The sequence below is a fragment of the Rhodopseudomonas sp. G2_2311 genome, assembly GCF_047501505.1.
Taxonomy (GTDB): Bacteria; Pseudomonadota; Alphaproteobacteria; order Rhizobiales; family Xanthobacteraceae; genus Rhodopseudomonas; species Rhodopseudomonas palustris_H.
This window is the reverse complement of record NZ_JAZDRK010000007.1, coordinates 98353-123213: the sequence shown is the minus strand read 5'-3', so window position 1 is coordinate 123213 and position 24861 is coordinate 98353. Positions and strand designations below refer to the sequence as shown.

Sequence of the window (24861 nt, the reverse complement as noted above, 5' to 3'; positions counted from 1 at the left end):
GGCCTTGGATTGCTTCGCTTCGCTCGCAATGACGGAGAGCTCTTTCCCTCTGGCTCACTGTGACGAGGCGACCTCAAGACATTCCGCGACGTGGTAATTGTCGCCGCGCGCGAACACGCTTGCCAAGGTCGCTTGGAGCGGTCACAAAAACCGTCCGACCAAACGCCAGCGGAGAACTGCGTTGACAATAAGAGGCAAGGCTTACATTGCCGGCATCTACGAACATCCCACGCGCCACGCGCCCGATAAATCCATCGCCCAGCTCCACGCCGAAGTCGCCAAAGGTGCGCTCGACGACGCCGGCCTGACCAAGGCCGACATCGACGGCTACTTCTGCGCCGGCGACGCGCCCGGCGGCGTGATGGCGATGGTCGATTATCTCGGCCTCAAGGTTCGCCATTTCGATTCGACCGACACCGGCGGCTGCTCCTATCTGGTGCATCTCGGCCATGCCGCGGAAGCGATCGCCGCCGGCCGCTGCTCGGTCGCGCTGATCACGCTGGCCGGCAAGCCGCGGACCGGCGCGCTGCCGCCGCGCCCGGTCGGCGCCGAAGGTGACTTCGAACTGGCTTATGGCGCCACCACGCACAACGTCTATGCGATGTGCGCCGCGCGCCACATGCACCAGTACGGCACCACGTCCGAACAGCTCGCCTGGATCAAAGTCGCGGCCTCGCATCATGCGCAGTACAACGAGCACGCGATGCTGCGCGACGTCGTCACCGTCGAGGACGTGCTGAACTCGCCGCTGATCGCCGATCCGCTGCACCGGATGGATTGCTGCGTCGTCACCGACGGCGGCGGTGCGCTGATCGTCACCACCGAGGAGATCGCACGCAGCCTGAAGAAGCCGCTGGTGCGGATGATCGGCGCCGGCGAGGCGATCAAGGGGCCGCGCGGTGGCCACAACCTCGATCTGACCTATTCGGCCGGCGTGTGGTCCGCGCCGCCGGCGTTCGAGATGGCCGGCGTCACGCCGAAGGACATCAAGTACGCTTCGATCTACGACAGCTTCACCATCACGGTGCTGATGCAGCTCGAAGATCTCGGCTTCTGCGAAAAGGGGCAGGGCGGCAAGTTCGTCGCCGACGGCAACCTGATCTCGGGCGTTGGCAGGCTGCCGTTCAACACCGACGGCGGCGGTCTGTGCAGCAACCACCCGGTCAATCGCGGCGGCATGACCAAGCTGCTCGAAGCCGTGCGGCAGCTCCGCGGTGAGGCGCATCCCAAGGTGCAAGTGCCGAACTGCGACCTCGCGATCGCTCATGGCACCGGCGGCATGCTCGGCATCCGCCACGCCGCCTCGACCTGCATTCTGGAGCGCGTGTGATGAACAGCCCCGTGAAATATCCCGCGCCTCAGGGCAACGCCGAAACCAAGCCGTTCTGGGATGCGGCGACCGAAGGCAAGCTGCTGATCAAGCGGTGCACCGCTTGCGGCGAAGCGCATTACTTCCCGCGCGCGCTGTGCCCGTTCTGCTTCTCCGACCAGACGGTGTGGGAAGAGAGCAAGGGTGAGGGCGAGATCTACAGCTACAGCCTGATGCGCAAATCGCCGACCGGTCCTTACGCGATCGGCTACGTCACGCTGAAGGAAGGCCCGTCGGTGCTGACCAACTTCGTCGACTGCGATTTCGCATCGCTGAAGATCGGCACCAAGGTCAAGGTGGTGTTCAAGCCCAGCGACGGCGGCGCACCGCTGCCGTTCTTTACGGTGGCCTAGCCGCGTCATTGCGAGCGAAGCGAAGCAATCCAGCGCCGCGTATGGCGCATGTGGATTGCTTCGTCGCTTCGCTCCTCGCAATGACGGGGAGGCCGAGTTTTTCGTCAAAGAGATAAAACAAAGGAGAAGCCGATGTCGGCCCGCTATGACGAACTGATGGCGCTGAAGAGCGTCGGCCAGAAATACGCCTACACCGATCGCGATGTGATGCTCTACGCCTATGGCATCGGCATGGGCGCCGATCCGATGGACGAGAAGGAGCTCGGCTTCGTCAACGAGGCGACCTACACCGAGCGTCCTTTGAAAGTGGTGCCGACCTTCGCGTCGGTCGCGGCGTGGGGCGCAGGGCCGGGCGAGATGAATCTCAACCGGCTGCTGGTGGTCGACGGCGAGCGCGACATCACCTTCCACCGGCCGATGCCGGTGGCGGCGAACATCACCGCCGATTCCAGCGTCGTCGAAGTGTACGACAAGGGCAAGGACAAGGGCGTGGTGATCCGTCACCAGACCATCCTGCGGGATGAAGCCGGTGAGGCCCTGGCGACGCTGCTGGCGTCGCGCTTCGCCCGCGGCGACGGCGGCTTCGGCGGCCCGGCGCTGGAGCAGCCCGAGCCGCACAAGATGCCGGATCGCGCGCCCGATCGCAGCGTCGACATCTCGACCCGGCCGGACCAGGCGTTGATCTACCGGCTGTGCGGCGACCGCAATCCGCTGCATTCCGATCCCGAGTTCGCCCAGAAGGCCGGTTTCCCGCGCCCGATCCTGCACGGCATGTGCACCTACGGCCTGACTTGCCGCGGCGTGCTGCAGACCTACGCCGATTACGACGCGTCGGCGTTCCGGCAGCATGCGGTGCGGTTCTCTTCGCCGGTGTATCCGGGCGAGACCGTCACCATGGACATGTGGAAGGACGGCAACGTGATCTCGTTCGAAGCGCGAGTGAAGGCGCGCAACGTCACGGTGATCAAGAGCGGCCGGACGGTGCTGGGCTGAGTGGAGAACGACGCTTATTTCGAGTGATGCGTCATGCCCGGACTTGATCCGGGCATCCATCCCTTCGAACAAGATGGATTGCCGGGTCGAGCCCGGCAATGACGACAACAGACGCGGTCAGCGCGCAGGCAACAACGGGAGGACGCGATGGGATTGCTCGATGGCAAGGTGGCGTTGATCACCGGAGCGGGCGGCGGGCTGGGTGAGGCCTACGCCAAGTTGTTCGCGCGCGAAGGCGCCGCGGTGGTGGTCAATGATCTCGGCGGACCGCGGGACGGTTCGGGCTCCGACGCCGGCATGGCGCAGCAGGTGGTCGATGCCATCAAGGCCGCGGGCGGCCGCGCCGTCGTGAACACCGCCGACATCTCGACGATGGCCGGCGGACAGTCGGTGTTCGACGACGCCATCAAGCATTTTGGCCGCGCCGATATCCTGGTCAACAATGCCGGCATCCTGCTCGACCAGACCTTTGCCAAGGTGTCGGAGTCGAACTGGGACAAGGTGATGAAGGTGCACCTCAAGGGCACGTTCTGCGTCACCCAGCCGGTGTTCAAATGGATGAAGGACAATGGCGGCGGCGTAATCGTCAACACCTCGTCGACCTCGGGCCTGCTCGGCAATTTCGGCCAGAGCAACTATGGCGCCGCGAAGGGCGGCATCTGGGGCCTGTCCAACGTGCTGGCGATCGAGGGCCGCAAATACAACATCCGGATCTGGACTTTGGCGCCGGGCGCGCTGACCCGGATGACCGAGGACCTGCCGCGCTACCGCGAGAACCCGGGCGCGGCGCTGACGCCGGAGGGGATCGCCCCGGCGGTGCTCTACATGGTCTCCGGCCTGTCCGGCGATCAGACCGGCAAGGTGCTCGGCGTCTCCGGCCCGCGCGGGGTGCGCGAGATGAAGCTGATGGAGATGGAAGGCTGGAAGCCGCCGCACGACGCCTGGTCGGCGGAGGACATTGTGACCCACGCCGGCGAGATTTTCTTTTCGGAAGAGGCTATCAAGGCGGCCGGGCGCCCGCGCTGAACGGGCGCCGTGCGGCGCCGCCCGGGGACCACCTGGCGGCGAACGCCGGTGCTGCGCAGCTCGACCTGCCGGCATCGGTGAAACCCATCGAAAGGCCCACTTCATGAAGCTCACCCCGGAAGCCGCAGGCACCTTCGCCATCGCGCCGACCCCGTTCCACGACGATGGAAAGATCGACGACGTTTCGATCGATCGTCTGACCGATTTCTACGCGGAGGTCGGCTGTGAGGGCGTCACCGTGCTCGGCATTCTCGGTGAGGCGCCGAAGCTCGATGCGGCCGAGGCCGAGGCGGTGGCGACCCGCTTCATCAAGCGCGCCAAGTCGATGCAGACGATCGTCGGCGTCTCGGCGCCGGGCTTCGCCGCGATGCGCCGGCTGGCGCGGCTGTCGATGGATGCGGGCGCGGCCGGCGTCATGATCGCGCCGCCGCCGGCGCTGCGCACCGACGAGCAGATCACCACCTATTTCCGCCAGGCCACCGAGGCGATTGGCGATGACGTACCCTGGGTGCTGCAGGATTATCCGCTGACGCTGTCGGTGGTGATGACCCCGAAGGTGATCCGGCAGATCGTCATGGACAGCGCGTCCTGCGTGATGCTGAAGCATGAGGACTGGCCGGGGCTCGAGAAGATCACCACGCTGCGCGGCTTCCAGAAGGACGGATCGTTGCGCCCACTGTCGATCCTGTGCGGCAATGGCGGCCTGTTCCTGGATTTCGAGATGGAGCGCGGCGCCGACGGCGCCATGACCGGCTACTGCTTCCCGGACATGCTGGTGGATGTCGTCAAGCTGTCGAAGGCCGGGCAGCGCGATCTCGCCCACAACCTGTTCGACGCGCATCTGCCGCTGATCCGCTACGAGCATCAGCAGGGCGTCGGCCTGTCGGTTCGCAAATACGTGCTGAAGAAGCGCGGGTTGTTGTCGTCGAGCGCGCAGCGCAAGCCGGGCGCGAGCCTCACCGACACGGCACGCGAAGAAGTCGATTATCTGCTGTCGCGGCTGGCGCGGGTCGACAAACGCGCCGATCTCGAACCGCGCAGCAAAGCTGCGGAGTAACACCATGACCGTTGAAGCTGCCGCGCGTCCCGCATCGACCATCGTGCTGTTGCGTCAGGCCGCGGCCGGCTTCGACGTGTTCATGATGGTCCGGAATTATCAGGTCGAGTTTGCCTCCGGGGCGTTGGTGTTCCCCGGCGGCAGCGTCGATGCCGGCGACCGCGACATCGTCGGGCGGCCGGAGCTGTATGCCGGCGTCGACGGATCGGTCGGTCCGGCGCTGGAATTCCGGATTGCAGCGATCCGCGAGACCTTCGAGGAAAGCGGCATCCTGCTGGCGCGGCCGCGTGGCAGCGACGCGCTGGTCGCCGCCAGCCGCGCCGGCGAGATCGAAGCGGCGCATCGCAAGGCACTGTGCGACGGCAGCATCGCGTTTGCGCAGATCCTGGCCGACAACGAACTGGTGCTGGCGCTCGATCTGCTGGTGCCTTACGCGCACTGGATCACGCCGGAGAAGCTGCCGAAGCGGTTCGACACCTGGTTCTTCCTGGCCGAGGCGCCGCCCGAACAACTCGGCATGCACGACGGCGGGGAGACCACCGATTCGATCTGGCTGTCGCCGCGCGAGGCGCTCGACGGTGGCGACAGCGGTCGCTTCACGCTGCCGTTTCCGACCACCCGCAATCTGATCCGGCTCGGCCAGCAGCCGAGCGTCGCCGCAGCGCTCGATCACGCACGTGCACAGAGCATTGTGACCGTGCTGCCGATCATGACCAAGGACGGCGACAAGCGTTTGCTGCGGATTCCGGCGGAAGCCGGTTACGACGGCGACCTGTTCGAATTCTCCGGCGCGTAGTTCGCAGCCGCGGCATCGCAATGCAGCGCGCGGCGCATTGCATTGCGAGATCATAACTGCGTCTGCATCTCGTCCGCATTCTGGTTGACGCTCTCTCGACTGCGCGCAACACTTCCGCTCGGCCCGGCAAGAGGCCGTGTAGGGAGCGAATGCATGAGGAAGCCTGCTGACGCGGTGCGGACTGCGCACCGACCTGTCCAACATCCAGCGATACGATTAGCTGCGAGGCGCCTCGGCGCCGCGGCGCTGATGGCCGCGCTGCTGGCGCCGGCGATCGCCATCGCGCAAGACGCCAAAGGCTCCGCCGCGCATATCCGCGCGGTGACAGGTGCGGTCGACAGTGCGGCGATCGTCGCCAACGCCAAGACCACCAAGGATTGGCCGAGCTACGGCCTCGACTACGCCGAGACCCGCTTCAGCAAGCTCGACCAAATCAACGCCGACAACGTCAAACAGCTCGGCCTGCAATGGAGCTACAGCCTCGGCTCCGAGCGCGGCGTCGAAGCGACGCCGGTGGTGGTCGACGGCATCATGTACGTCACGGCGTCGTGGAGCGTCGTGCATGCGATCGACACCCGCACCGGCAAGAAGCTGTGGACCTTCGATCCCAAGGTCGATCACTCCAAGGGCTATCGCGGCTGTTGCGATGTCGTGAACCGCGGTGTCGCGCTGTACAAGGGCAAGGTGTTCGTCGGTGCCTATGACGGCCGGCTGATCGCGCTCGATGCTGCGACCGGCAACAAGGCGTGGGAGATCGACACGCTGATCGATCACGAACATTCCTACACCATCACCGGCGCGCCGCGGGTGTTCAACGGCAAGGTGGTGATCGGCAATGGCGGCGCCGAGTACGGCGCGCGCGGTTACGTCACTGCCTATGATGCCGAGACCGGCAAGCAGGCGTGGCGCTGGTTCACGGTGCCGGGCGATCCGAGCAAGCCGTTCGAAGACGAGTCGATGGAGAAGGCCGCCAAGACCTGGGACCCGGCCGGCAAATGGTGGGAGAATGGCGGCGGCGGCACGGCGTGGGACACCATCACGTTCGATCCCGATCTCAACCTGATCTATGTCGGCACCGGCAACGGCTCGCCATGGAATCGGAATCTGCGCAGCCCGGCCGGCGGCGACAACCTGTATCTGGCGTCGATCGTCGCGCTGAATGCCGACACCGGCAAATACGTCTGGCACTATCAGGAGACGCCCGGCGACAACTGGGACTACACCTCGACCCAGCCGATGATCCTCGCGGACATTCCGATCGACGGCAAGCCGCGCAAGGTGATCCTGCACGCGCCGAAGAACGGCTTCTTCTTCGTGATCGACCGCACCAACGGACAGTTCATCTCGGCGAAGAACTTCGTCGATGTGACCTGGGCGACCGGCTATGACTCCAATGGCCGTCCGATCGAAGTGCCGGAAGCACGCTCTGCGGACAAATCGTTCGACGCGATTCCGGGGCCGTATGGCGCGCACAACTGGCACCCGATGTCGTTCAATCCGCAGACCGGCCTAGTGTACCTGCCGGCGCAGGGCGTGCCGATCAATCTCACCGGCGAGAAGGCGCTGACCCAGAACAAGATGGAGCCGTTCAAGTTCGGCTCGACCACGGGCTGGAATGTCGGCTTCACGCTGAATGCAGTGCCGCCGAAGAACCTGCCGTTCGGCCGGCTGGTGGCGTGGGACCCGGTGCAGCAGAAGGAAGCCTGGCGCGCCGAATACGTCTCGCCGTGGAATGGCGGCACGCTGACCACCGCGGGCAACCTCGTATTCCAGGGCACGGCCGACGGCCGCTTCGTGGCCTACAACGCCAAGACCGGCGAGAAGCTGTGGGAGAGCCCGCTCGGCACCGGCGCGGTGGCGGCGCCTGCGACCTACATGGTCGACGGCGTGCAATACGTCTCGATCGCGGTCGGCTGGGGCGGCGTGTTCGGCATCAGCGCCCGCGCCACCGAGACCGAGGCGCCGGGCACGGTGTACACCTTCGCGGTCGGCGGCAAGGCCAAGATGCCGGAGTTCGCCAAGTATCAGATGGGCAATCTGCTCACCGGCATCGAGTACGATCCGAAGGACGTGGCCGAGGGGACGGCGATCTACGTCGCCGCCTGCGCGACCTGCCACGGCGTGCCCGGCGTCGACCGCGGCGGCAACGTCAAGAACCTCGGCTACTCGACCACCGAGCGGATCGCCCACCTCAAGGACATCGTGTTCAAGGGGCCGTTCCGCGACAAGGGCATGCCGGACTTCACCGGCAAGCTGACCGAAGCCGACGTGGTGAAGATCCAGGCCTTCATCCAAGGCACCGCGGACGCGATCCGGCCGAAAAAATAGCCGTCGATACTCTGCTGCCGCCCGGCTGATCCCGGGCGGCGATCGCTTCCATCACAACCTGAAGACCCCGGCAGCCCGGCGCTGCCCGGGTCTGCTTCGGCGATTGTTGACAGCGCACCGACGCTGTACTGTCGGCGGCGCAAGTGCGGGAGCAGGACGCCCGCACAGGGAGCGTCGGTCTCGTCAGCATGCCAAACGCTGTTTCATCGTTCATCCAGAGCGTGAGGACACGCACGCTCTCGATCGGACAGATGACGTTCGGCAGCTTCCTGTTGCTGCTGACGATCATCGCCGCCACCTCGATCGGCAGCGTGGTGGCGATCCGGCATATCGACCGCACCTTCGGCGAGTTGCAGCGGCTGCAGAGCGTCGGCGATCTCGCCGAAGAGATCGAGCGGCGGATGAGCGATCTGCGCTTCGCCGCGCGCCAGGCGGTGACCGAACCCGGGGCGCAGCCGGCCAGCAAGGTGTTCACCGCCGCATCCGCGCTCACCGAACTTCTGAAGAAGACCCGCCTGGAGCTGGCGCCGGATCAGCAGGAGATGCTCGACGGCGTCACCGAGCGGCTGACCAATTATCGCGACGGGCTGCAGCGCATCACCGAGCTGATGCAGCGCCGCGGCGAGCTGGTGGCGAAGATCCCGGCGCTGCGCGAGGCGTTCGAGGCCACGATCGCCGGCCTGTCCGATCGCAAGCTTGCCGGCGAACTGCATTCGGCCCAGATCAAGGTCGGGGCCGCGCTGCTGTCGCGCGACCTGATGGGTGCCAGCGACGCGGCACGGCGGATGCGGGCGCTGCCGATCGGCGATGCGGCTGCGGCCCGTTCGGTGCGCGACTACGCCGAGCTGATCGCCGCGACCGCGGCGGTGGAGCAGGAGATCGCCGATCTCGACCGCGACGTGCTCGGCACCGAGGGGCGGCTGATCGGCAAGGTCACAGAGTTGCTGCGCGATGCCGCCGCGCGTCGCGGACGGGTGCTGTCGCGCGATCTCGCCCGCACGCTGGCCGAAGACAAATGGCAGAGCATCGTGCTCGGCATCGCCGGCGTGCTGGTCGGCTGGATGGCGGCGGCCTTCGTGGTTCGCCGCACCGTCGGACCGCTGACCGCGATCACCCGGGCGATCCGCTCGCTGGCGGCGGGGCAGCAATTCACCGCGATCCCGGCGACCGACGTGAAGAACGAGATCGGCGATATCGCCCGCGCCGCCGAAGTGTTCCGTCGCACCCTGGTCGAGGCCGACAACGCCCGCGAAGCTGCGGTGCGGGCGCTCGCGGAGCAGCGGCTCGCTGAAGAGAGCTATCGCAAGCTGTTCGAGGGCTCGATCGACGGCATTTATGTGACGACGCCCGACGGTGCGCTGCTCAACGCCAATCCGGCGCTGGCGCGGATGATGGGCTATGACAGCCCGGCCGAACTGATCCGCGCCACCGCCGACGTCACCACCACGATCTACATCGATCCGGCCAAGCGCGAGCAATATCGCGAACTGATGCAGCGCGACGGCATGGTGCGCGAATTCGAGTATCAGGCACGCAAACGCAATGGCGACGAGCTGTGGCTGTCGGATAGCGCCGGTGCGGTCCGCGACGAGGCGGGCAACGTCATCCGCTACGAAGGTGCGGTACGCGATATCACCGATCAGAAGCGCGCCGAGCAGGCGGTCGCCGAGAGCCGGCTGCTGCTGCAGCAGGTTATCGACACCGTTCCGGCGGTGATCAACGTCAAGGATACCGAGCTGCGCTACGTGCTGATGAACCGCTACATGGCGGGCGTGTTCGGCATTCACCCACGCGACGCGATCGGCCACACCACCGCGGAGCTGATGTCGCGGTTCGGCTCGCACAAGACCGACGCCAACGACAAGCGCGTGCTGGAGACCGGCGAGGGCCTCGGCTTCTACGAGGAGGAGTATCGCGACGCCACCGGCGCGGTGCGGCAGTGGCTGGTCAACAAGATGCCGCTGAAGGACGCTGACGGTCAGATCGAGCGGATCGTCACGGTGGCGCTCGATATCGGCGAGCGCAAGCGCGGCGAACTCGAGATGCGCCAGGCCAAGGACGCGGCGGAGGCGGCGCTGCGAAACCTGCGCGAGACCCAGCAGTCGCTGATCGAAGCCGAAAAGCTCGCCGCGCTCGGCCGGTTGGTCGCCGGCGTCGCGCACGAGGTCAACAATCCGGTCGGCATCAGCCTGACGGTGGCCTCGGCGCTGGAGCGCAAGGCCGCGGTGTTCGCCACCGAGGTGGCGCGCGGCGAGTTGAAGCGGTCGCGCCTCAACGAATTTTTGGAGACGACGCGCGATGCCTCGTCACAGCTGGTCGCCAATCTCAACCGCGCCGCCGAGCTGATCCAGTCGTTCAAGCAGGTCGCAGCCGACCGCAACTACTCGGACCAGCGCCTGTTCGATCTCGGCGATCTCACCGAGCAGGTTGTGATGAGCCTGCGGCCGGGCCTGCGCAAACACAATCTGACGCTGAACGTCGAGTGCCAGCCCGGGCTGATGATGAATTCCTATCCGGGCCCTTACGGCCAGGTGCTGACCAACCTGTTCCTGAATTCGGTGGCACACGCGTTTCCAAACGGCCGTGCCGGCACGGTCGAGATCCAGGTGCGGGCGGCGGGCAACGATCACGTCGTGGTGGCGTATTCCGACGACGGCTGCGGCATGAGCCTCGACGTCCGCCGCCGCGCGTTCGATCCGTTCTTCACCACCCGGCGCGACCAGGGCGGCACCGGCCTCGGCCTGCATATCGTCTACAACATCATCACCAACCGGCTCGGCGGCCGGCTCGAACTCGACTCCGAGCCGGGGAACGGCACCCGCATCCTGATGACGCTGCCGCGGACCGCGCCGCAAGAGCGCGCCGAGCTGTCGGCGGCTTCGGCCTCATAGGGAAGGGCGCGGACGACTGCCGCTGCGGCGCGTCAATCGGCGGGCGCGAGCCATCGTAGCGTGGCGCGAAACAGCTGGCTGGATTTGCCGACCAGCGCGGTGCCGGTCATCACCGCGGATTTGCCATCCGACGTGCCGGTGACGCCAACCCCGACCGGCTCCTTCTGGCCGCCGAACAGCGGATTGGCGTCGGGGCTCGGGGTGTGCTGGGTGACGGTGACCTCGCCCTTGAAGCTGTCGCCCGAGACCACGTAGCTGCCGACGTAATACAGATAAGCGTCGCCGCCGAGGATCTTGCCGTCGCGAAACAGCGCCACGCCGCTGCCCTTGCCGGAGCGGCCGTCGAGCAGATCAACGTGGAGCGAATACAGCCCGTTTTTCATCACGTTCCCCGCTGCGCCCACAACTGATCGGACGCACCGTCCCGTTATGCCAAAGCGGGTGAACGGGCGTCAACGTGACAGGATATCCGGTGCCCGCCGCCGAGCCGGCGAGCCTCCTCGCGGATGGAGCCCTCGGCTCGGGGCGCCGAGGGCAGGGCGGTGATCAGGCCGCCCGGACGGTGTTGAGGAACTTGGAGACTTCGGTCTTCAGCCGGTTGCTGTCGGCGGACAGCGACTGGGCCGCGGTCAGCACCTGCGACGAGGCCGAGCCGGTCTCACTCGCACCGCGCTGCACGTCGGTGATGTTCGAGGACACCTGGTGCGTCCCTTGCGCCGCCTGCTGCACGTTGCGGGAGATCTCCAGGGTGGCGGCGCCTTGCTCTTCCACCGCCGAGGCGATGGTGGAGGAGATTTCAGACAGCTTCTCGATGGTCGCGCTGATGTCCCTGATCGCGTTCACCGACTCGTTGGTGGCGCCCTGGATGCTGGAGATCTGCTGACTGATATCGCCGGTGGCCTTCGCGGTCTGCTCGGCCAGGGCTTTGACTTCCGACGCCACCACGGCGAAGCCGCGTCCGGCTTCGCCGGCACGCGCCGCTTCGATCGTGGCATTGAGCGCGAGCAGGTTGGTCTGGCCGGCGATGGTGTTGATCAGTTCGACCACGTCGCCGATCCGCGCGGCCGCCTTCGACAGTTCGCTGACGCGGTCGTTGGTGAGGCGCGCCTGGCTGACGGCGTCGTTGGCGATCCGCGCCGAGTCCTGCACCTGGCGGCTGATCTCGTTGACCGACGACGACAACTCCTCGGTGGCGGAGGCCACCGACTGGACGTTGGTCGAGGCTTCTTCCGAGGCCGCGGCCACCATCGTGGTCAGCTCCTGGGCGCGCTCGGCCGTGCTCGTCAGCGTCGTTGCGGACGCTTCGAGTTCGGTCGAGGCCGACGACACGGTATCGACGATTTCGCCGACCGCGGATTCGAAGCCGTCGGCGAGCTGGATCATCTCCTGCTTGCGCCGCTGCGCCGCGATCTGCTCCTGCCGGGCCTGAGCTTCGGCTTCCTCGCGCGCCTTCTGTTCGGCATTCTTGCTGATCACCACCACGGTCTTGGCGATGTCGCCGACTTCGTCGCCGCGGGTCGCGCCGGGAATCTCGGTATTGAGCTGGCCGTCGGCAATGCGGCCGAGCGCGCCGTTCAGCCGGGTCAGCGGGCGGGCGACGCCGACGAAGGTGAAGATCACCGAGCCGATCAGCGCCAGCATCACGATGATCGCGACCGCGAAGCTGACCCGGTTCGCCTGCACCAGCACCGCATCGGCCTCTTCCTTGGCGGTGCGATAATTCTTGCTGGATTCGTCCACCGCCGCCCGCATCAGTTCAGCCGACCGGTTGGCGATCCCGAGCGCTGCGGCCGCGATCTCGAGCTTGCCGGATTCCAACTTCAGAGCGCTCGCTGTCAGTTCGTTGAACGATTTGCCCGCGTCGGCGAGCTGATCGATCTCGTCGCTCAGCGATTTGTCGGTGACAACGCTGCGCAGCCGGGCCAGCGTATCGTTCAGCTCATTGCCCCGCGTATCGATCGCCTTTTTCTGGCTGTCCTCGCCGGTGACGCTGAAGCGCCAGGTCGCTGCGCGGATCGCGTTGAAGTGCGAATCCGCTTCGTAGAGGATCCGTTCGGTTTCGAGGCGATTGGTAGCGGTTGCCGGCGCGGTCCGGATTGCATCGAGCGCGGTACGCCATTCGCCGCCCAGCGCGTTGCGCTTGCCCGTAATGTCGAAGATTTGCCTGATCGTCTTGACCAGCTCCGTTCCCTGCTTCTCGTAGTCCTTGTTGAGCGCGGCGATCTGGAGCAGGCGATCCTTGTTCTCCTGCTTCACCGTGCGCTGGGCGGCGTTGTCGATTTCCTTCGCCATCCGTGCCGTCATGTCCGTCAGCGACGCGATCGGCTTGTCGAGATCGCCCGGAGCCTTCGCCAGCCGGATATCGCGGACGGCGAGCTGCATGCGGCGCAGCGCGATATTGGCCTCGAGGGTGTGCTCGTTGATGTACTGCTGCCCGTCGGCAAGCGCATTGGCTGCCTCGATCTTGCGCTCGGCGACGAACTGATTGGCGAGCATGCCGCCGGCGAGGATGACGCCCAGCAGGCCTGCAGCACCGAGTTTGTTACCAATGCGATCGAACTTCATCGTGAGACTACCTAATTCGTGGTTGCGTCCGCAAACTGATCGCGGGGCGATTATCAAATGGTGAAAATAGGTTCCAGTAGAACTACCAATCTCGATCTGGAGCATGATGCCGTGCGGCGGCGCGCGATGCGGCGATGAGTTGAATCGCCACCGTTTCCTGCTCGCTCCGCGAACATCGCGTACGCCTTGTGGATGAAGGGCATAGCGTTACTTGGGGGGGAGAGGCGCGACCGGGCTGATCCCATCGGTATTCGCTCATACCAAGGTCGTGTCGCGGGAAGGCGCCGGGGATGTCCCCGCGCGGATTTATCGCATGTGCCGAACGGCAACTTGCGGCGACCCGACCGATCCCGGCGGTCGCATTTCATCGAAATTCATAGATGGGATGGCAGGGCGGCCGCTGCATGGAGCCGGGGGGCAGCCGGGTGTCGATGGCGCGCCATTCACAACAAAACCGCGAACTCATATGCGATTGAGATCATGTTGTAATTTGATCAGTATCCACGTTTTCTAGCTTCTCTCCTGATGGAGGCATCTAGAGCGCTGTAAGTGAGGCTGAGGCGATGCAGGCTTTGATACACCAAGGCTGCAGATCGGATAAATCAGTAAGGTGTCGAGGTTGAATGAGGAAGCTACGACTCGATACCAATAAGCCTATCTTGCGCTAGGACATATCTTAAAATAAAACCTCACGAATCCGATCAGTTAATCCGAATGTCTATGCGGTACCGCCGTTCATTCATGCAGATGAAGTCAGATTCACGGGCTGAGATTGGGGCAGGCGCGCCGGTTGAGCAGCGGACGATCGGAGGAGCTGCTCGGGATTGCACCGGCGATCGTCCGTTGCAGTGAGGGAAGTTGCCTAGAGGAGGCACGCTTGTTTGAATCGAAGGGGATTCCGTCGGGTCGCGGTCTGTGATTCAAGATGCTGGCTGGATTAGAGTCTAGCATCGATGGTGCCACCTCTTTCCAACGATCTTCGTGAACGATCGGTTGCGGCGATGCGTGCCGGCGAGAGTTGCCGGACTGTTGCGGAGCGGTTCGGCGTTGCGCCGTCGTCCATCGTGAAGTGGCACCGGCTTTATCTGGAGACGAGATCGGTGGCGCCGGGCAAGATAGGCGGACACCGCAAGACTATCTTGCAGCTGCGTTGGGCGTTCATCGTTAAGCGGATCAAGCACACGCCACGTCTGACGCTGCACGGGCTGAAGGATGAAACCGCTGCACGCGGCTTGAAGGTCTCGCACAACGGTGTGGACCTTACTGCGGCGCTAGGGTCTGAGCTTCAAAAAGAACGCTGTTCGCCCTTGAACAGGGCCGCGCCGACGTCGCGTGGAAGCGGCAGCGCTAGCACAGCCTGGAGGACCGCCTCGATCCAAGCCGCCTGGGCTTTGCGCCGCACGGCCGCTGGCGAACGCTGACCTTTCTGGACGCGCTAAGCTGCGACCGGCTCACTGCGCCTTTCGTGTTCAATGGACCGATCAACAGCGAGAGTCTCCGCGCCTATGTCGAGCAGCAGCTCGTTCGCGTGCTGCCGCCGGGCGACATCGCCCTAATGAACAATCTCGGGAGCTACAAGTCCCCGTCCGTCCGCCAGATGATCCGGAAAGCCGGCGCCAAGCTTTGGTATCTGCCGCCGTACTCGCCGACCTCAACCCGATGGAGCAGGTCTTCGCCAAGATCAGACACTGGATGCGCATCGCCCAACGCGAACAATCGCCGCCGCCTGCGGTCACATTGGTCACCTCGTCGGAACCATCCCCAGACGACTGCACCAACCGGCGGCCGGTGTCAGCTAGCCGGGCGCGGAATGCGGTCACGTCCGGCTGTAGCCGCCCACCCATCGGGCGAGGACGCCGCAGACGTGATCGAGAACGTAGAACAGCCTCTCGTTAGGGAGTACGTCCCCCATCGCTGCAGGCCTCGCAGGTGCCGCTCTGCATTGACTTGCCGAAGGCGATGCCAAGAGACACCGACCTCCTGGATCCAGGCCAGCATCGCGTTGGAGGTGAACCGGGCGCCATGGTCGGAGATGATCAGGTTGGGCTTGCCGCGCCGCCGGTCACGTCGGCCAATTCGCGCGTCACCCTCCGTTTGGAGATCGAGGTGTCTCGGACCGCCACCAGGCACTTTTTGGTGACGTCGTTGACCACGTTGAAGATGCGGAAGTGCCGCCCGGACGCAAACTGGTTCGACACGAAGTTGACCGACCAGCGCGCATTCGGCCGGGCTTCGACCAGGAGCGGCGCTAGTGTGTCGCTCGCTCGCTTGCGCCAAGCCGTCGGAACTGACAGCCCTTCATCCTGGTAGAGGCGCAGCGTCTTCTTCCGGTTCACCACCTGCCCTCGTAGCGCAACAGGACGTGCAGGCGGTGGTATCTAAACCGACGCTTCTCCGCGGCGAGTTCGCGCCGGCGAGCGCGAAGCTCGATGTCCGAAGGCCTGCAGGACCGATAGCGGATCTTCTTGCGATCGGCTCGGATTACCCGGCAGGCCTGCCGCTCGCTCAATTTCTAGCTGATCCCCAGATGAGCGATGGCTTCCTGTTTGGGCCGTAGCACCATTCCCGGGAAATCCTTCGGCGCGACATTGTCGAGCATAGTGTCGGCTAATAGCCGCTTCAGCTTAGCGTTCTCATCCTCTAAGCACCACGGCCGCTGGGCCTGCGACACCTCCATCCCGCCGAACTTCGCCTTCGAGGCATAGAACGTCGCGCTGCTAACGCCTTGTTTGCGGCACACGTCGACGGTCGCTCCCCCACACACCTCCTGCTCACGCAGATCGGCGACGATCTGCTCTTCCGCAAACTTCGATCGCTTCATCGTCCGGTCCTTGCATAGGTTTGACTCCAGCTTCTTTCGATAGAAACCGAAGGGATTGCGGCCGTATATGGCTACCGCCAATCTGCGCGGGAGCTCCCGCGAGCTAATACGTATTGTCCATATGCCTACCTATTGCGCGTGCTAGTTGAGTAAAAGTATATATACGGCTTAACTAAGCGACGTCCGTTGGGTCGCATTGGTATTTTGATGCGGTATCGTTTGGCGGATTGGCGGTCTTTTTATAGGCGATGGTTAGGTCCGGGGGCGGGGTCGTTGGATAATGGTGGGCAATCTCGCTCGGCCCACAGTGCGATGCTTGTCGCGAATAGTTCGCGGCTTCTCTTTAGGCATTTCCGGCCAGTAATCGATGCGGCCATAAAGCGCGGACTGAGAGTCGTTGCTCTGGTGCCGAAGAGATATGAGAGATTTGATCTTAGGCGAGATATTGATCTGCAGGCATCTCCGGTGTCCAGGTATCTCGGGGTGTCCGATTACATTCTCCAATCAATCTGGATGACAGCCAGGCTTCTGCTTTCAAAGGATCGGCCCGATGTAATCGTTGCGTTTTCATTGCGGGTAGCTCTTACAATTGTGCCGTCGTTACTAATGTTAAAAAATACAAAAATTGTCGTCTATGTCACCGGTCTAGGATTGATAGGAATTGTCGATGATCTTAGGACAAGGCTAGTTCGTCGTCTAACATTTGCGTTGCTCAGAGCTGCTGGAAGGCATCGAAATTGCTATTTTGTATTTGAAAATTACGCCGATTCGGTCGCAATCGGAGTCAATCGCTACGATCGAACTCGGCAAATGTTGGTCTCTGGAGCTGGTGTCGATCTTACAGAGTTCGCGTGGCAAGCGCTTCCCGCCGATGAAACGATCAAATTAGCCATCGTCTCTCGGTTGGTGTGGTCGAAAGGGGTGGATTTGGCGGTTCAGGCTGTCGCCGAGTTGGGAGCAGAGGGCCACTCGATCGAGTTGAACGTTTATGGTGAGCCCGATCCAGCCAATCCTCTGCCGTGCGATCCGCGCGATTGTGCGAATGGTAACTACGTCAAATTTCGGGGATTCACGGAAGACGTCGTCGGGGTCTGGGCCCGGCATCATGCGGCCATATTCCCTAGTCGCGGAGGTGAGGGCCTTCCGCGCGCGCTACTGGAAGCGGCTGCTTGCGGTAGGCCATGTATTATTACGAATGTCCCCGGATGTGCCGAGTTCGTTCGAAACGGCATCGAGGGATTTATTGCAGAGGCTGGGTCAGTAGAAAGTCTAAAGAACGCTATACGCGCACTGCTAGATAACAAGCCATCGCTTCTTGCAATGGGGCTGGCTGCTCGCAAGCGCGTAGCGGAGAGCAGCTCGCGAGAAATGGTCGAGCGCCAATTCGAAGAATTGTTCGCGACCTTGGTTGCTCGTGAGCCGTCAGCAGAGGGTGGTTACAAGGGCGGTGATAGGGGAATGGATGAGGGGCGAGGATGAGCAGTGTGGACGGTCGCGGTACTTGCGATCGTCATCAATTATTGTCCAGTTCGGCGTTTTTGATGAGTGCTTCTGAAGAGCGGGGCGGTCAGCCAACGGATGACTGAGTTGAATGCTTGCGTGATGGCAAGCTTGTAACGATCGTGGAAAGTAGCATGAAAGCAGTGTTGTTGGCCGGCGGCTTGGGAACGAGGCTCGCCGAAGAGACGAGTACGAGGCCAAAGCCCATGGTCGAGATCGGTGGGAAGCCGATCTTGTGGCATATCATGAAGATCTACACCGCTCACGGGATAACCGAATTCATCGTGTGTCTGGGATACAAGGGCTACGTAATCAAGGAGTACTTCCAGAACTATTTTCTCCATACGTCCGATGTTACGTTCGACATCCATGCCAATCGGATGGAAATACATCACGCCAAATGTGAGCCGTGGCGCGTGACGTTGGTCGACACCGGTGAGGCGACCCAGATTGGCGGGCGGATCAAGCGGGTGATTCCATTCATCGGTGCGGATGAAGAGTTTTGCCTGACTTATGGCGACGGCGTAAGCGACGTCGATGTTGCCGGATCCATCGCTCATCATCGTCGGGAGGGGAGGCTTGCCACCGTGACCGCCGTGCAGCCGCCAGGGCGTTTCGGAGCGCTCAAGCTCGACGGGACCCAGGTTAATGGCTTTCAGGAGAAGCCGCTCGGCGACGGCGGGTGGGTCAATGGCGGATTCTTCGTTCTTTCACCCAAGGTTGCCGATTACATCGACGACGACAGCACCGTGTGGGAGCGGGAGCCGATGGAGCGTCTGGCGGCGGAAGGTCAGCTTTCGGCGTGGTTTCATCATGGATTTTGGCAGCCGATGGATACGTTGCGCGACCGTAGCCATCTCGAAGCGCTGTGGGCGGCCGGCGAAGCGCCTTGGAAGAAGTGGTAGGGGTATCGAACGATGCGTGTACTAATTACTGGAAACATGGGCTATGTCGGTCCAGTGCTCGCTCGGTCGCTGCACGAGAGCGAGGTGGGCGTCGAAATCGTCGGGTTCGATACGGGCTTCTTCGGCCATTCGCTCACGGGCGCGGAGCTGTTACCTGAGACGGTGCTTTCACGCCAGTATTTCGGCGACGTGCGTGAATTCTCCGAGGATTTGCTGACCGGGGTCGACGCCGTGGTTCACTTGGCCGCGGTCTCCAATGACCCGATGGGCAAGGAATTCGAGGAGGTCACGGGGGCGATCAACCGCGACGCAAGCGTGCGGATCGCCAAGCTCGCAGCGGTTGCAGGTGTGAAGAACTTTGTCTTCGCCTCTTCCTGCTCCATGTATGGGGCAGCAGACGGTGGGCCTCGCAAGGAGACTGATCCGACCAATCCGCTCACCGCCTATGCCCGCTCCAAGATCGGGACGGAGGATGATCTGCGGAACGCCGATCTCGGAGACATGGTGTTCACCAGTCTTCGCTTTGCCACGGCCTGCGGGATGTCGGATCGACTGCGTCTCGACCTCGTCCTCAATGACTTCGTGGCCTGCGCGGTGACGTCAGGCGAGATCACTGTGCTGAGTGATGGCACGCCGTGGCGACCGCTGATCGACGTCGCGGATATGGCGCGAGCGGTTTCCTGGGCGATCCGCCGGCCGGCGTCCAACGGAGGGGCATGGCTCGCGGTCAATGCCGGCCGCAGCGAGAACAATTATCAGGTTCGTGATCTCGCAGAGTCAGTAGCCCGCCATGTGCCCGGCACCAAGGTGTCCATCAACACCGCAGCGCCACCGGACAAGCGGTCCTATCAGGTCGATTTCTCGCTGTTCAAATCGCTTGCGCCCGACAGTCTGCCGCAGGTGTCGCTCGATCAGTCGATCACACGACTGCTTGCGGGATTCGAGCGCATGAAATTTGCCGACAAAGACTTCCGAAACTCACCCTACATGCGCCTCAATACGCTGCGAAGGCACATGGCTGCGGGCAGACTCGGCAGCGACCTGCGCTGGAAGGCGAAATGAGATGAAGTTTATTCCAACGCCGTTAATTGGCGCATACACCATCGAGCTGGAGAAGCGCGGCGACGACCGTGGCTTCTTTGCGCGCTTCTTCTGCGAGCAGGAGTTCGCGGGCGCCGGGCTTGAAACCCGGTTTGTGCAGATCAACAATTCGCTGTCGAGCAAGAAGGGCACGCTGCGCGGCATGCACTACCAGCTACCGCCGGCAGCGGAGGTCAAGGTGGTGCGTTGCGTTCGTGGCGGATTGTTCGACGTGATCGTCGACCTCCGTGCCGGCTCGCCGACCTTCGGCAGATGGTTCGGTGCAGAGCTGACCGCCGAGAATCGGACCGTGATGTACGTACCGCGAGGTTTCGCCCATGGTTTCATTACGCTGACGGACGATACCGAGGCGTTCTATCTCGTTTCCGCGTTCTACTCACCTGAGAACGAACGCGGCGCACGCTGGAACGATCCGGCGATTGGCATCCAGTGGCCGATCGATCCGACCGAACAGTCCGACAAGGACCGTACGTGGCCGGATCTGGATCCTTCATTCCACGGCTTCGAGCTGATGCGGGGCGCGTGATGCGGGTTCTGCTCACCGGTGCAAGCTCCTTCACCGGATACTGGTTCGCGCGCCTGCTGGCGGAGGCGGGGCACGAGGTGGTCGCGCCGCTACGCAAACCGTTGGCGGCCTATGCCGACGGCGTACGGGGTGAACGCGTGCGCCGGCTCGCTAATGTTGCGGAGATCGTCGAGGATTGCGTGTTCGGCTCGCTGCGCTTCGCCGAGTTGGCGCGGCGCGGCTTCGATCTGCTGTGTCATCACGCTGCGCAGGTTGGTGACTATCGCAGTCCGGACTTCGATATCGCCGGCGCGCTACGAGCGAACACGCTGAACCTGAGGGAGGTCCTGGCAAACGGCACGTTCAAGGCCGTGGCGCTCACCGGGAGTGTGTTCGAGAATGACGAAGGGGCAGGCAACGCCCCGCTGGTGGCCTTCTCTCCCTATGGAGTGTCGAAGGCGCTCACCGCCGAGGTCGTCGCGTTTCGCTGCCGCGAAGCCGGCATCGGTTACGGCAAGTTTGTCATCCCAAATCCGTTCGGGCCGCTGGAGGAACCGCGGTTCTGCGCCTACCTGATGCGCACCTGGAAAGCGGGCGAAGTCGCCAAGGTCAATACCCCGGCCTATATCCGCGACAACATCCACGTCCGGCTGCTGGCGCTTGCTTACGTGCGATACGCCGAGGAGCTGGCAGCGGGCTCCGCCAGCGCCCGGTTCAATCCATCCGGCTACGTCGAGACGCAAGGCAGGTTCGCAGAGCGCTTCGCGAGCGAGATGCGCGATCGCTTGGGTCTCGCCTGCGGCTTAGACCTGGCACGGCAGAGCGAGTTTCCCGAGCCGGTGATGCGGGTCAACACCGATCCGGCAGCACTGTTTGTCTCGAACTGGAACGAGCAAGAAGCGTGGGATGAGTTGGCTGACGGGTACCGGGCATGACTGTAATCGCCTTCGTGCCTGCCAAGGGAACAAGTGCTCGCATTGAGAACAAGAATCTCCGCATTCTTGACGGTGAGCTGCTGTTCAAGCGCAAGCTGCGCCAGCTTCTCGACTGTCCGGACATCGATCTGGTCTGCCTTGACACGGAGAGCGATGAAATTGCCGCTTTGGCGAGTGATCTCCCGATCCAGCGACTGGCGCGCCCCACATCACTGGCGACTAATGCTACAGACGGCCACGAGATGTTTGCATGGGAGTGCGCGCAAGTCGAAGCAGATTTCTATGTCCAATCGCTCTGTACGGCACCGTTCGTCACCGCGGCGACGGTGTCACGGGCGCTAGCTTTGCTGAAGCAATCCCCCGAGCACGACTCATTGGTAGCGGTTTCGCGTGGCAAACAGTATCTCTGGGGAGACGGTAAGCCGCTCTACGGGCGAGACCGAATTCCGAATAGCGTCGACTTGCCCGAGACGGTCGTAGAGGCGATGTCTCTCTATATCGTGCGAGGCGAGACGGCCCGGGCTGGGAAGCGGTTCGGACTGACCCCTTTGCTCTTTGAACTTGATCCGACCGAGCTGATTGACGTCAATTGGCCCGAAGATCTGGTATTGGCGGAAACCGTCGCCGCTGGCGAACGCGCGCGCGAAAACCTTGCGCTAACGGCGCTTGCGCCGTATCTCACCTCATCCCTCCTCTCGGACGTCACTCGCGAACTAGGGCTAGCCCAAGCGCTGCCGCGCGAGATCGCTGGGCGAAGCCGTTTCTTCGGCCGGGCCAAGACGCTACAACTGGACGTGGTTGGCGAAGGAGAGACTTGGCGCGGCATTTATGACGCGCTCAAGTCCTACGATTTTGTTAGGCCGGGCGACGTCATCACTGTTGAGAACAGAGTTCGCGAGCACGCTTATTTTGGTGAGCTCAATGCACAGATCGCCATGCGCTCGGGCGCTGTCGGTGCGGTGATCGATGGCGTCACCCGCGACGTGGATGAAGTTCGTCGTCTTGGCTTTCCTGTCTTCGCAAGAGGAAGGCATTGCCTTGACATCAAATTCAAGGGCGTGCTGCGCGCAATGAATTTCCCGATCGAAATTGGCGGTGTATCCATTAGCAATGGTGATTACATCTTTGCCGATGCAGACGGAGTGGTTGCTATTCCTCGTACGAAGTGGCCAGAGGTTCGCGCTGCGACGTTGATCGGAATCGAGAAGGAATGGCGGGTCGGAATGTCCGTTGCTTTGGGGCGTCCGGCGATGGAGATATTCAATGAACTAGGAGAATTCTAGTAATGAATCTCCTGATCTACCTTGAGCCTCTGCATGAACTCGACAATCCATTCTGGCACGAGGCGTGGCTTGACTTCGCTGATCGTATGGCGGTGTCAATAAGGCGGAGATGGCCGGAGGCGCGCGCTGTCTGTATCACTAATCGAGCCCTGGCGTATGCCAGGCCACAGGCGTCGTTCGACGTTGTCGTGCTCGATCACACTGAGTTGGTTCCACGATTCGGCGAAACCGCCTTGATGGTGGCAGGCCATTGGGATGCCGGCGGAACCGAGGATAGCAACAATGCGATGGGGACTTTGCTGCGAGCGCGACTCGGTGGATTCCAGCCCGATGTCTGCGTTTCGTTCTCGCCGGCGCCATTCCTGCGCACAGCCTTTCCCGAGGCGCCAGCTCTGTTCTTCGAACATGGCATGGTGTCGCGGCCACCCTTTCCGCTCACCGGCTATCTCGACCCGTTCGACATAGTACGGGGATCGGCGTTGGTGCATCTCAAGGATCAGGTGCGCACCTTTCGCCCGACGGAGACGGAGGCGGCGTTCGTGGAAGAGGTTCGCGAGCGCTATCGCATCCATATCGAGAGTGGCAACAGGCTAACGGCTACCGTTGCATCCTGGCGCAAGCAGTTCTCTCGCCTCGTCCTGCTCGCCGGGCAGTTCTCGAACTTCTATGCGTTTGACTGTTACGCGGCAAAGAAGACCCCGCTGGACCTCGTACTTCACACCTTGGACGCGGTAGGTCCGTCGGTTGGCGTAGTTGTTACCGAGCATCCGAACCACCCATTTCTTAACGAGCGGATGGTTGATTGGCTCACGGCATCTCGCCCGAACTTCCTATGGAGTGCTGATTTCAACGCCACGACTTGGCGGGCTGCGTCACAGTGGCTGATAGCGGGCGTCGACGCCGTCGCAACTGTGTCTTCGAAAGTGGGGCTGGAGACGTTGTTGTGGCGCAAGCCGTTATTTGTGCTGGGCTCATCGCATCTCGACGCTATCGCCGATTGTCACGATCTAGCGGAGCTCGACGCAGTGTGCCGGCAGGAGTGGCCAGTGTGGAAAGATGCCGTTCTGGCTTGGCACCTGACGCGCTATACCATGCCGTTTGACCTGCTGTTCGAGACTGATCTGTTCTGCGACAGACTGGAGCTGGCGATCGCCCAGCACCGCTCGGGTAACCGAGATGCCGCATTCGACGTGGCGTTCGCCCCGATTGACGACATCCGCCGCTCTTATGAGGCTACGATGACAAAGTACGGCGCCGTTGCAGATGCCCAGGCTGTGGCTGAGGCGTCCGAGCCAGTGCGGCAGACGGCAGGCCGCCGAGATTCAAGCATGAGAGACCTGGCAGCCGCAGATGCACCAGCTCAGACGGTTGAGACCCATCGACTGACGGAGCAGGTTGCCAATCTGCAGGCCCAGCTCGATGCGGTGCATACCAGCAACAGTTGGCGGCTGACCGCGCCGCTGCGTGCGGTGTCCCGGATATTTGGCCGAAGGCCGAGCACGTCCCCTGCTGAACCGGCAGCTCCAGCCTCTGTGGTAGGAGCCGAGCCGCAACGCGAGCCTGAGGAGATTTTCCCACCCGAGATCGATCTTGGCTTTTATCGGGAGCGGCACGAGGATCTACGAAGCTTCTCGGACGAACAACTCAAAGCACATTATGAACAGTACGGCCGGGGGGAAGGGCGACTGGTCTCTCCGGCGGCTTCGCGGGATGGCTTTATCCGCCTGATCCGCACCATCGCGCCCGCGTTGGAAATTGGGCCGTTCGACCGGCCGATCTTGCCGCGAGAGACCACGAAATTCTTCGACGTCCAGTCGCGCCAGGAACTCCGCAAGCGCGCGGAGCGGCTCGATGATCGCGATCCCGATGGTGTACCGCACATTGACTATGTGTCCGCGACCGGGGACCTGTCGATCGTTGGCGATCGCTTTAGGTTGGTAGTCTCCAGCCATGCTATCGAGCATCAACCAGATCTCGTGGGGCATCTCCAGCATGTCAATCGCATGCTTGATGCGGGTGGGTGCTACGCCCTGCTCGTTCCCGATTGCCGCTACTGCTTCGATCACTTCCTGTCACCGTCGAATGTGGGCACGGTGATCGATGCTCATCTGGAAGGGCAGAGGGTTCATCGCCTCGCCAGCGTCATCGAGCACCACGCGCTGACAACCCACAACGATTCGTTGCGTCACTGGCATGGCGACCACGGACATGACGGACGCAGTGATGTCCAGCGTATTCGCAACGCTATCGCCGAATGGACGGCTGCGGCCGGCGGCTATATCGACGTCCATGCGTGGCAGTTTACGCCAGATAGTTTCAGGCAGATCACGGCGACGCTCCACGCGCTGGGCATGATCGGGCTTCGCCCGCTGCGCGTCTACGAGACGCCGCATGGAAGCAACGAATTTTGTGCGGTGTTGGTGAGAAACTGAA

The 24861-nt window shown here is 62.9% G+C and carries 17 protein-coding genes and 2 pseudogenes; 16 read left to right on the top strand and 3 right to left on the bottom strand.

Translation table 11 applies throughout. From position 1 onward, the window contains the following. Positions 1–181: 181 nt before the first annotated feature. From VRZ08_RS12540 to VRZ08_RS12505, 8 genes are all read left to right on the top strand, one after another. The gene (locus tag VRZ08_RS12540) at positions 182–1330 is read left to right on the top strand and encodes a thiolase domain-containing protein (protein WP_414532737.1); all 1149 of its coding nucleotides are present in this window, start codon (positions 182–184) and stop codon (positions 1328–1330) included. Further along, entirely contained in the window at positions 1330–1722 is a 393-nt protein-coding gene (locus VRZ08_RS12535) for a Zn-ribbon domain-containing OB-fold protein (protein ID WP_107356098.1), read from the top strand. Before VRZ08_RS12540 ends, VRZ08_RS12535 begins: the two co-directional genes overlap by 1 nt. 132 nt (positions 1723–1854) lie before the next feature. Continuing rightward, on the top strand, positions 1855–2715 hold the full coding sequence (locus VRZ08_RS12530) for a MaoC family dehydratase (RefSeq protein ID WP_346294973.1): 861 nt from the start codon (positions 1855–1857) through the stop codon (positions 2713–2715). Between the two features lie 147 nt (positions 2716–2862). Then, positions 2863–3741 (top strand): SDR family oxidoreductase, encoded by an 879-nt coding sequence (locus VRZ08_RS12525; RefSeq protein ID WP_414532736.1) that lies wholly within the window; start codon positions 2863–2865, stop codon positions 3739–3741. A 103-nt stretch (positions 3742–3844) separates the two neighbouring features. Then, positions 3845–4798 (top strand): dihydrodipicolinate synthase family protein, encoded by a 954-nt coding sequence (locus VRZ08_RS12520; protein WP_414532735.1) that lies wholly within the window; start codon positions 3845–3847, stop codon positions 4796–4798. A 4-nt stretch (positions 4799–4802) separates the two neighbouring features. After that, positions 4803–5594, top strand: coding sequence for an NUDIX hydrolase (locus tag VRZ08_RS12515; RefSeq protein WP_414532734.1), 792 nt, complete (start codon positions 4803–4805; stop codon positions 5592–5594). 153 nt (positions 5595–5747) lie between these two features. Beyond that, positions 5748–7922 (top strand): PQQ-dependent dehydrogenase, methanol/ethanol family, encoded by a 2175-nt coding sequence (locus VRZ08_RS12510; protein ID WP_414532733.1) that lies wholly within the window; start codon positions 5748–5750, stop codon positions 7920–7922. A gap of 188 nt (positions 7923–8110) precedes the next feature. Next, a complete protein-coding gene (locus VRZ08_RS12505) occupies positions 8111–10813 on the top strand; it encodes a PAS domain S-box protein (RefSeq protein WP_414532731.1) in 2703 nt (900 codons plus the stop codon). 32 nt (positions 10814–10845) lie between these two features. Here VRZ08_RS12505 and VRZ08_RS12500 read toward each other — a convergent pair whose 3' ends face one another. Both VRZ08_RS12500 and VRZ08_RS12495 read right to left on the bottom strand, forming a co-directional pair. Next, positions 10846–11196: a GrlR family regulatory protein gene (locus tag VRZ08_RS12500; protein ID WP_107345033.1), complete on the bottom strand. Its 351-nt coding sequence runs from the start codon at positions 11194–11196 to the stop codon at positions 10846–10848. 163 nt (positions 11197–11359) lie between these two features. Beyond that, a complete protein-coding gene (locus VRZ08_RS12495) occupies positions 11360–13378 on the bottom strand; it encodes a methyl-accepting chemotaxis protein (RefSeq protein WP_414532730.1) in 2019 nt (672 codons plus the stop codon). 953 nt (positions 13379–14331) lie between these two features. Between VRZ08_RS12495 and VRZ08_RS12490 the strand changes: the two are divergent. After that, positions 14332–15157 (top strand): annotated as a pseudogene (locus VRZ08_RS12490) (transposase); the annotation flags it as partial. Between the two features lie 46 nt (positions 15158–15203). Here the strand turns inward: VRZ08_RS12490 and VRZ08_RS12485 are convergent. After that, a pseudogene (locus tag VRZ08_RS12485) lies at positions 15204–16199 on the bottom strand (transposase); the annotation flags it as partial. A gap of 483 nt (positions 16200–16682) precedes the next feature. Between VRZ08_RS12485 and VRZ08_RS12480 the strand changes: the two are divergent. From VRZ08_RS12480 to VRZ08_RS12450, 7 genes are all read left to right on the top strand, one after another. Continuing rightward, on the top strand, positions 16683–17678 hold the full coding sequence (locus tag VRZ08_RS12480) for a glycosyltransferase (RefSeq protein ID WP_414532729.1): 996 nt from the start codon (positions 16683–16685) through the stop codon (positions 17676–17678). Positions 17679–17833: 155 nt separating this feature from the next. After that, on the top strand, positions 17834–18604 hold the full coding sequence (gene rfbF / locus VRZ08_RS12475) for a glucose-1-phosphate cytidylyltransferase (RefSeq protein WP_414532728.1): 771 nt from the start codon (positions 17834–17836) through the stop codon (positions 18602–18604). 12 nt (positions 18605–18616) lie between these two features. Further along, on the top strand, positions 18617–19666 hold the full coding sequence (locus VRZ08_RS12470) for an NAD-dependent epimerase/dehydratase family protein (protein ID WP_414532727.1): 1050 nt from the start codon (positions 18617–18619) through the stop codon (positions 19664–19666). 1 nt (position 19667) lies between these two features. Continuing rightward, positions 19668–20231 carry a dTDP-4-dehydrorhamnose 3,5-epimerase gene (gene rfbC / locus VRZ08_RS12465; RefSeq protein ID WP_414532726.1) on the top strand — a complete coding sequence of 188 codons (564 nt, stop codon included), beginning with the start codon at positions 19668–19670 and terminating at the stop codon, positions 20229–20231. Continuing rightward, positions 20231–21145 (top strand): NAD-dependent epimerase/dehydratase family protein, encoded by a 915-nt coding sequence (locus VRZ08_RS12460; protein WP_414532725.1) that lies wholly within the window; start codon positions 20231–20233, stop codon positions 21143–21145. Before rfbC ends, VRZ08_RS12460 begins: the two co-directional genes overlap by 1 nt. Continuing rightward, positions 21142–22428 carry a cytidylyltransferase domain-containing protein gene (locus VRZ08_RS12455; RefSeq protein WP_414532724.1) on the top strand — a complete coding sequence of 429 codons (1287 nt, stop codon included), beginning with the start codon at positions 21142–21144 and terminating at the stop codon, positions 22426–22428. The genes VRZ08_RS12460 and VRZ08_RS12455 overlap by 4 nt, the downstream gene beginning before the upstream one ends. A gap of 2 nt (positions 22429–22430) precedes the next feature. Then, entirely contained in the window at positions 22431–24860 is a 2430-nt protein-coding gene (locus VRZ08_RS12450; RefSeq protein WP_414532723.1) for a hypothetical protein, read from the top strand. Position 24861 lies beyond the last annotated feature (1 nt).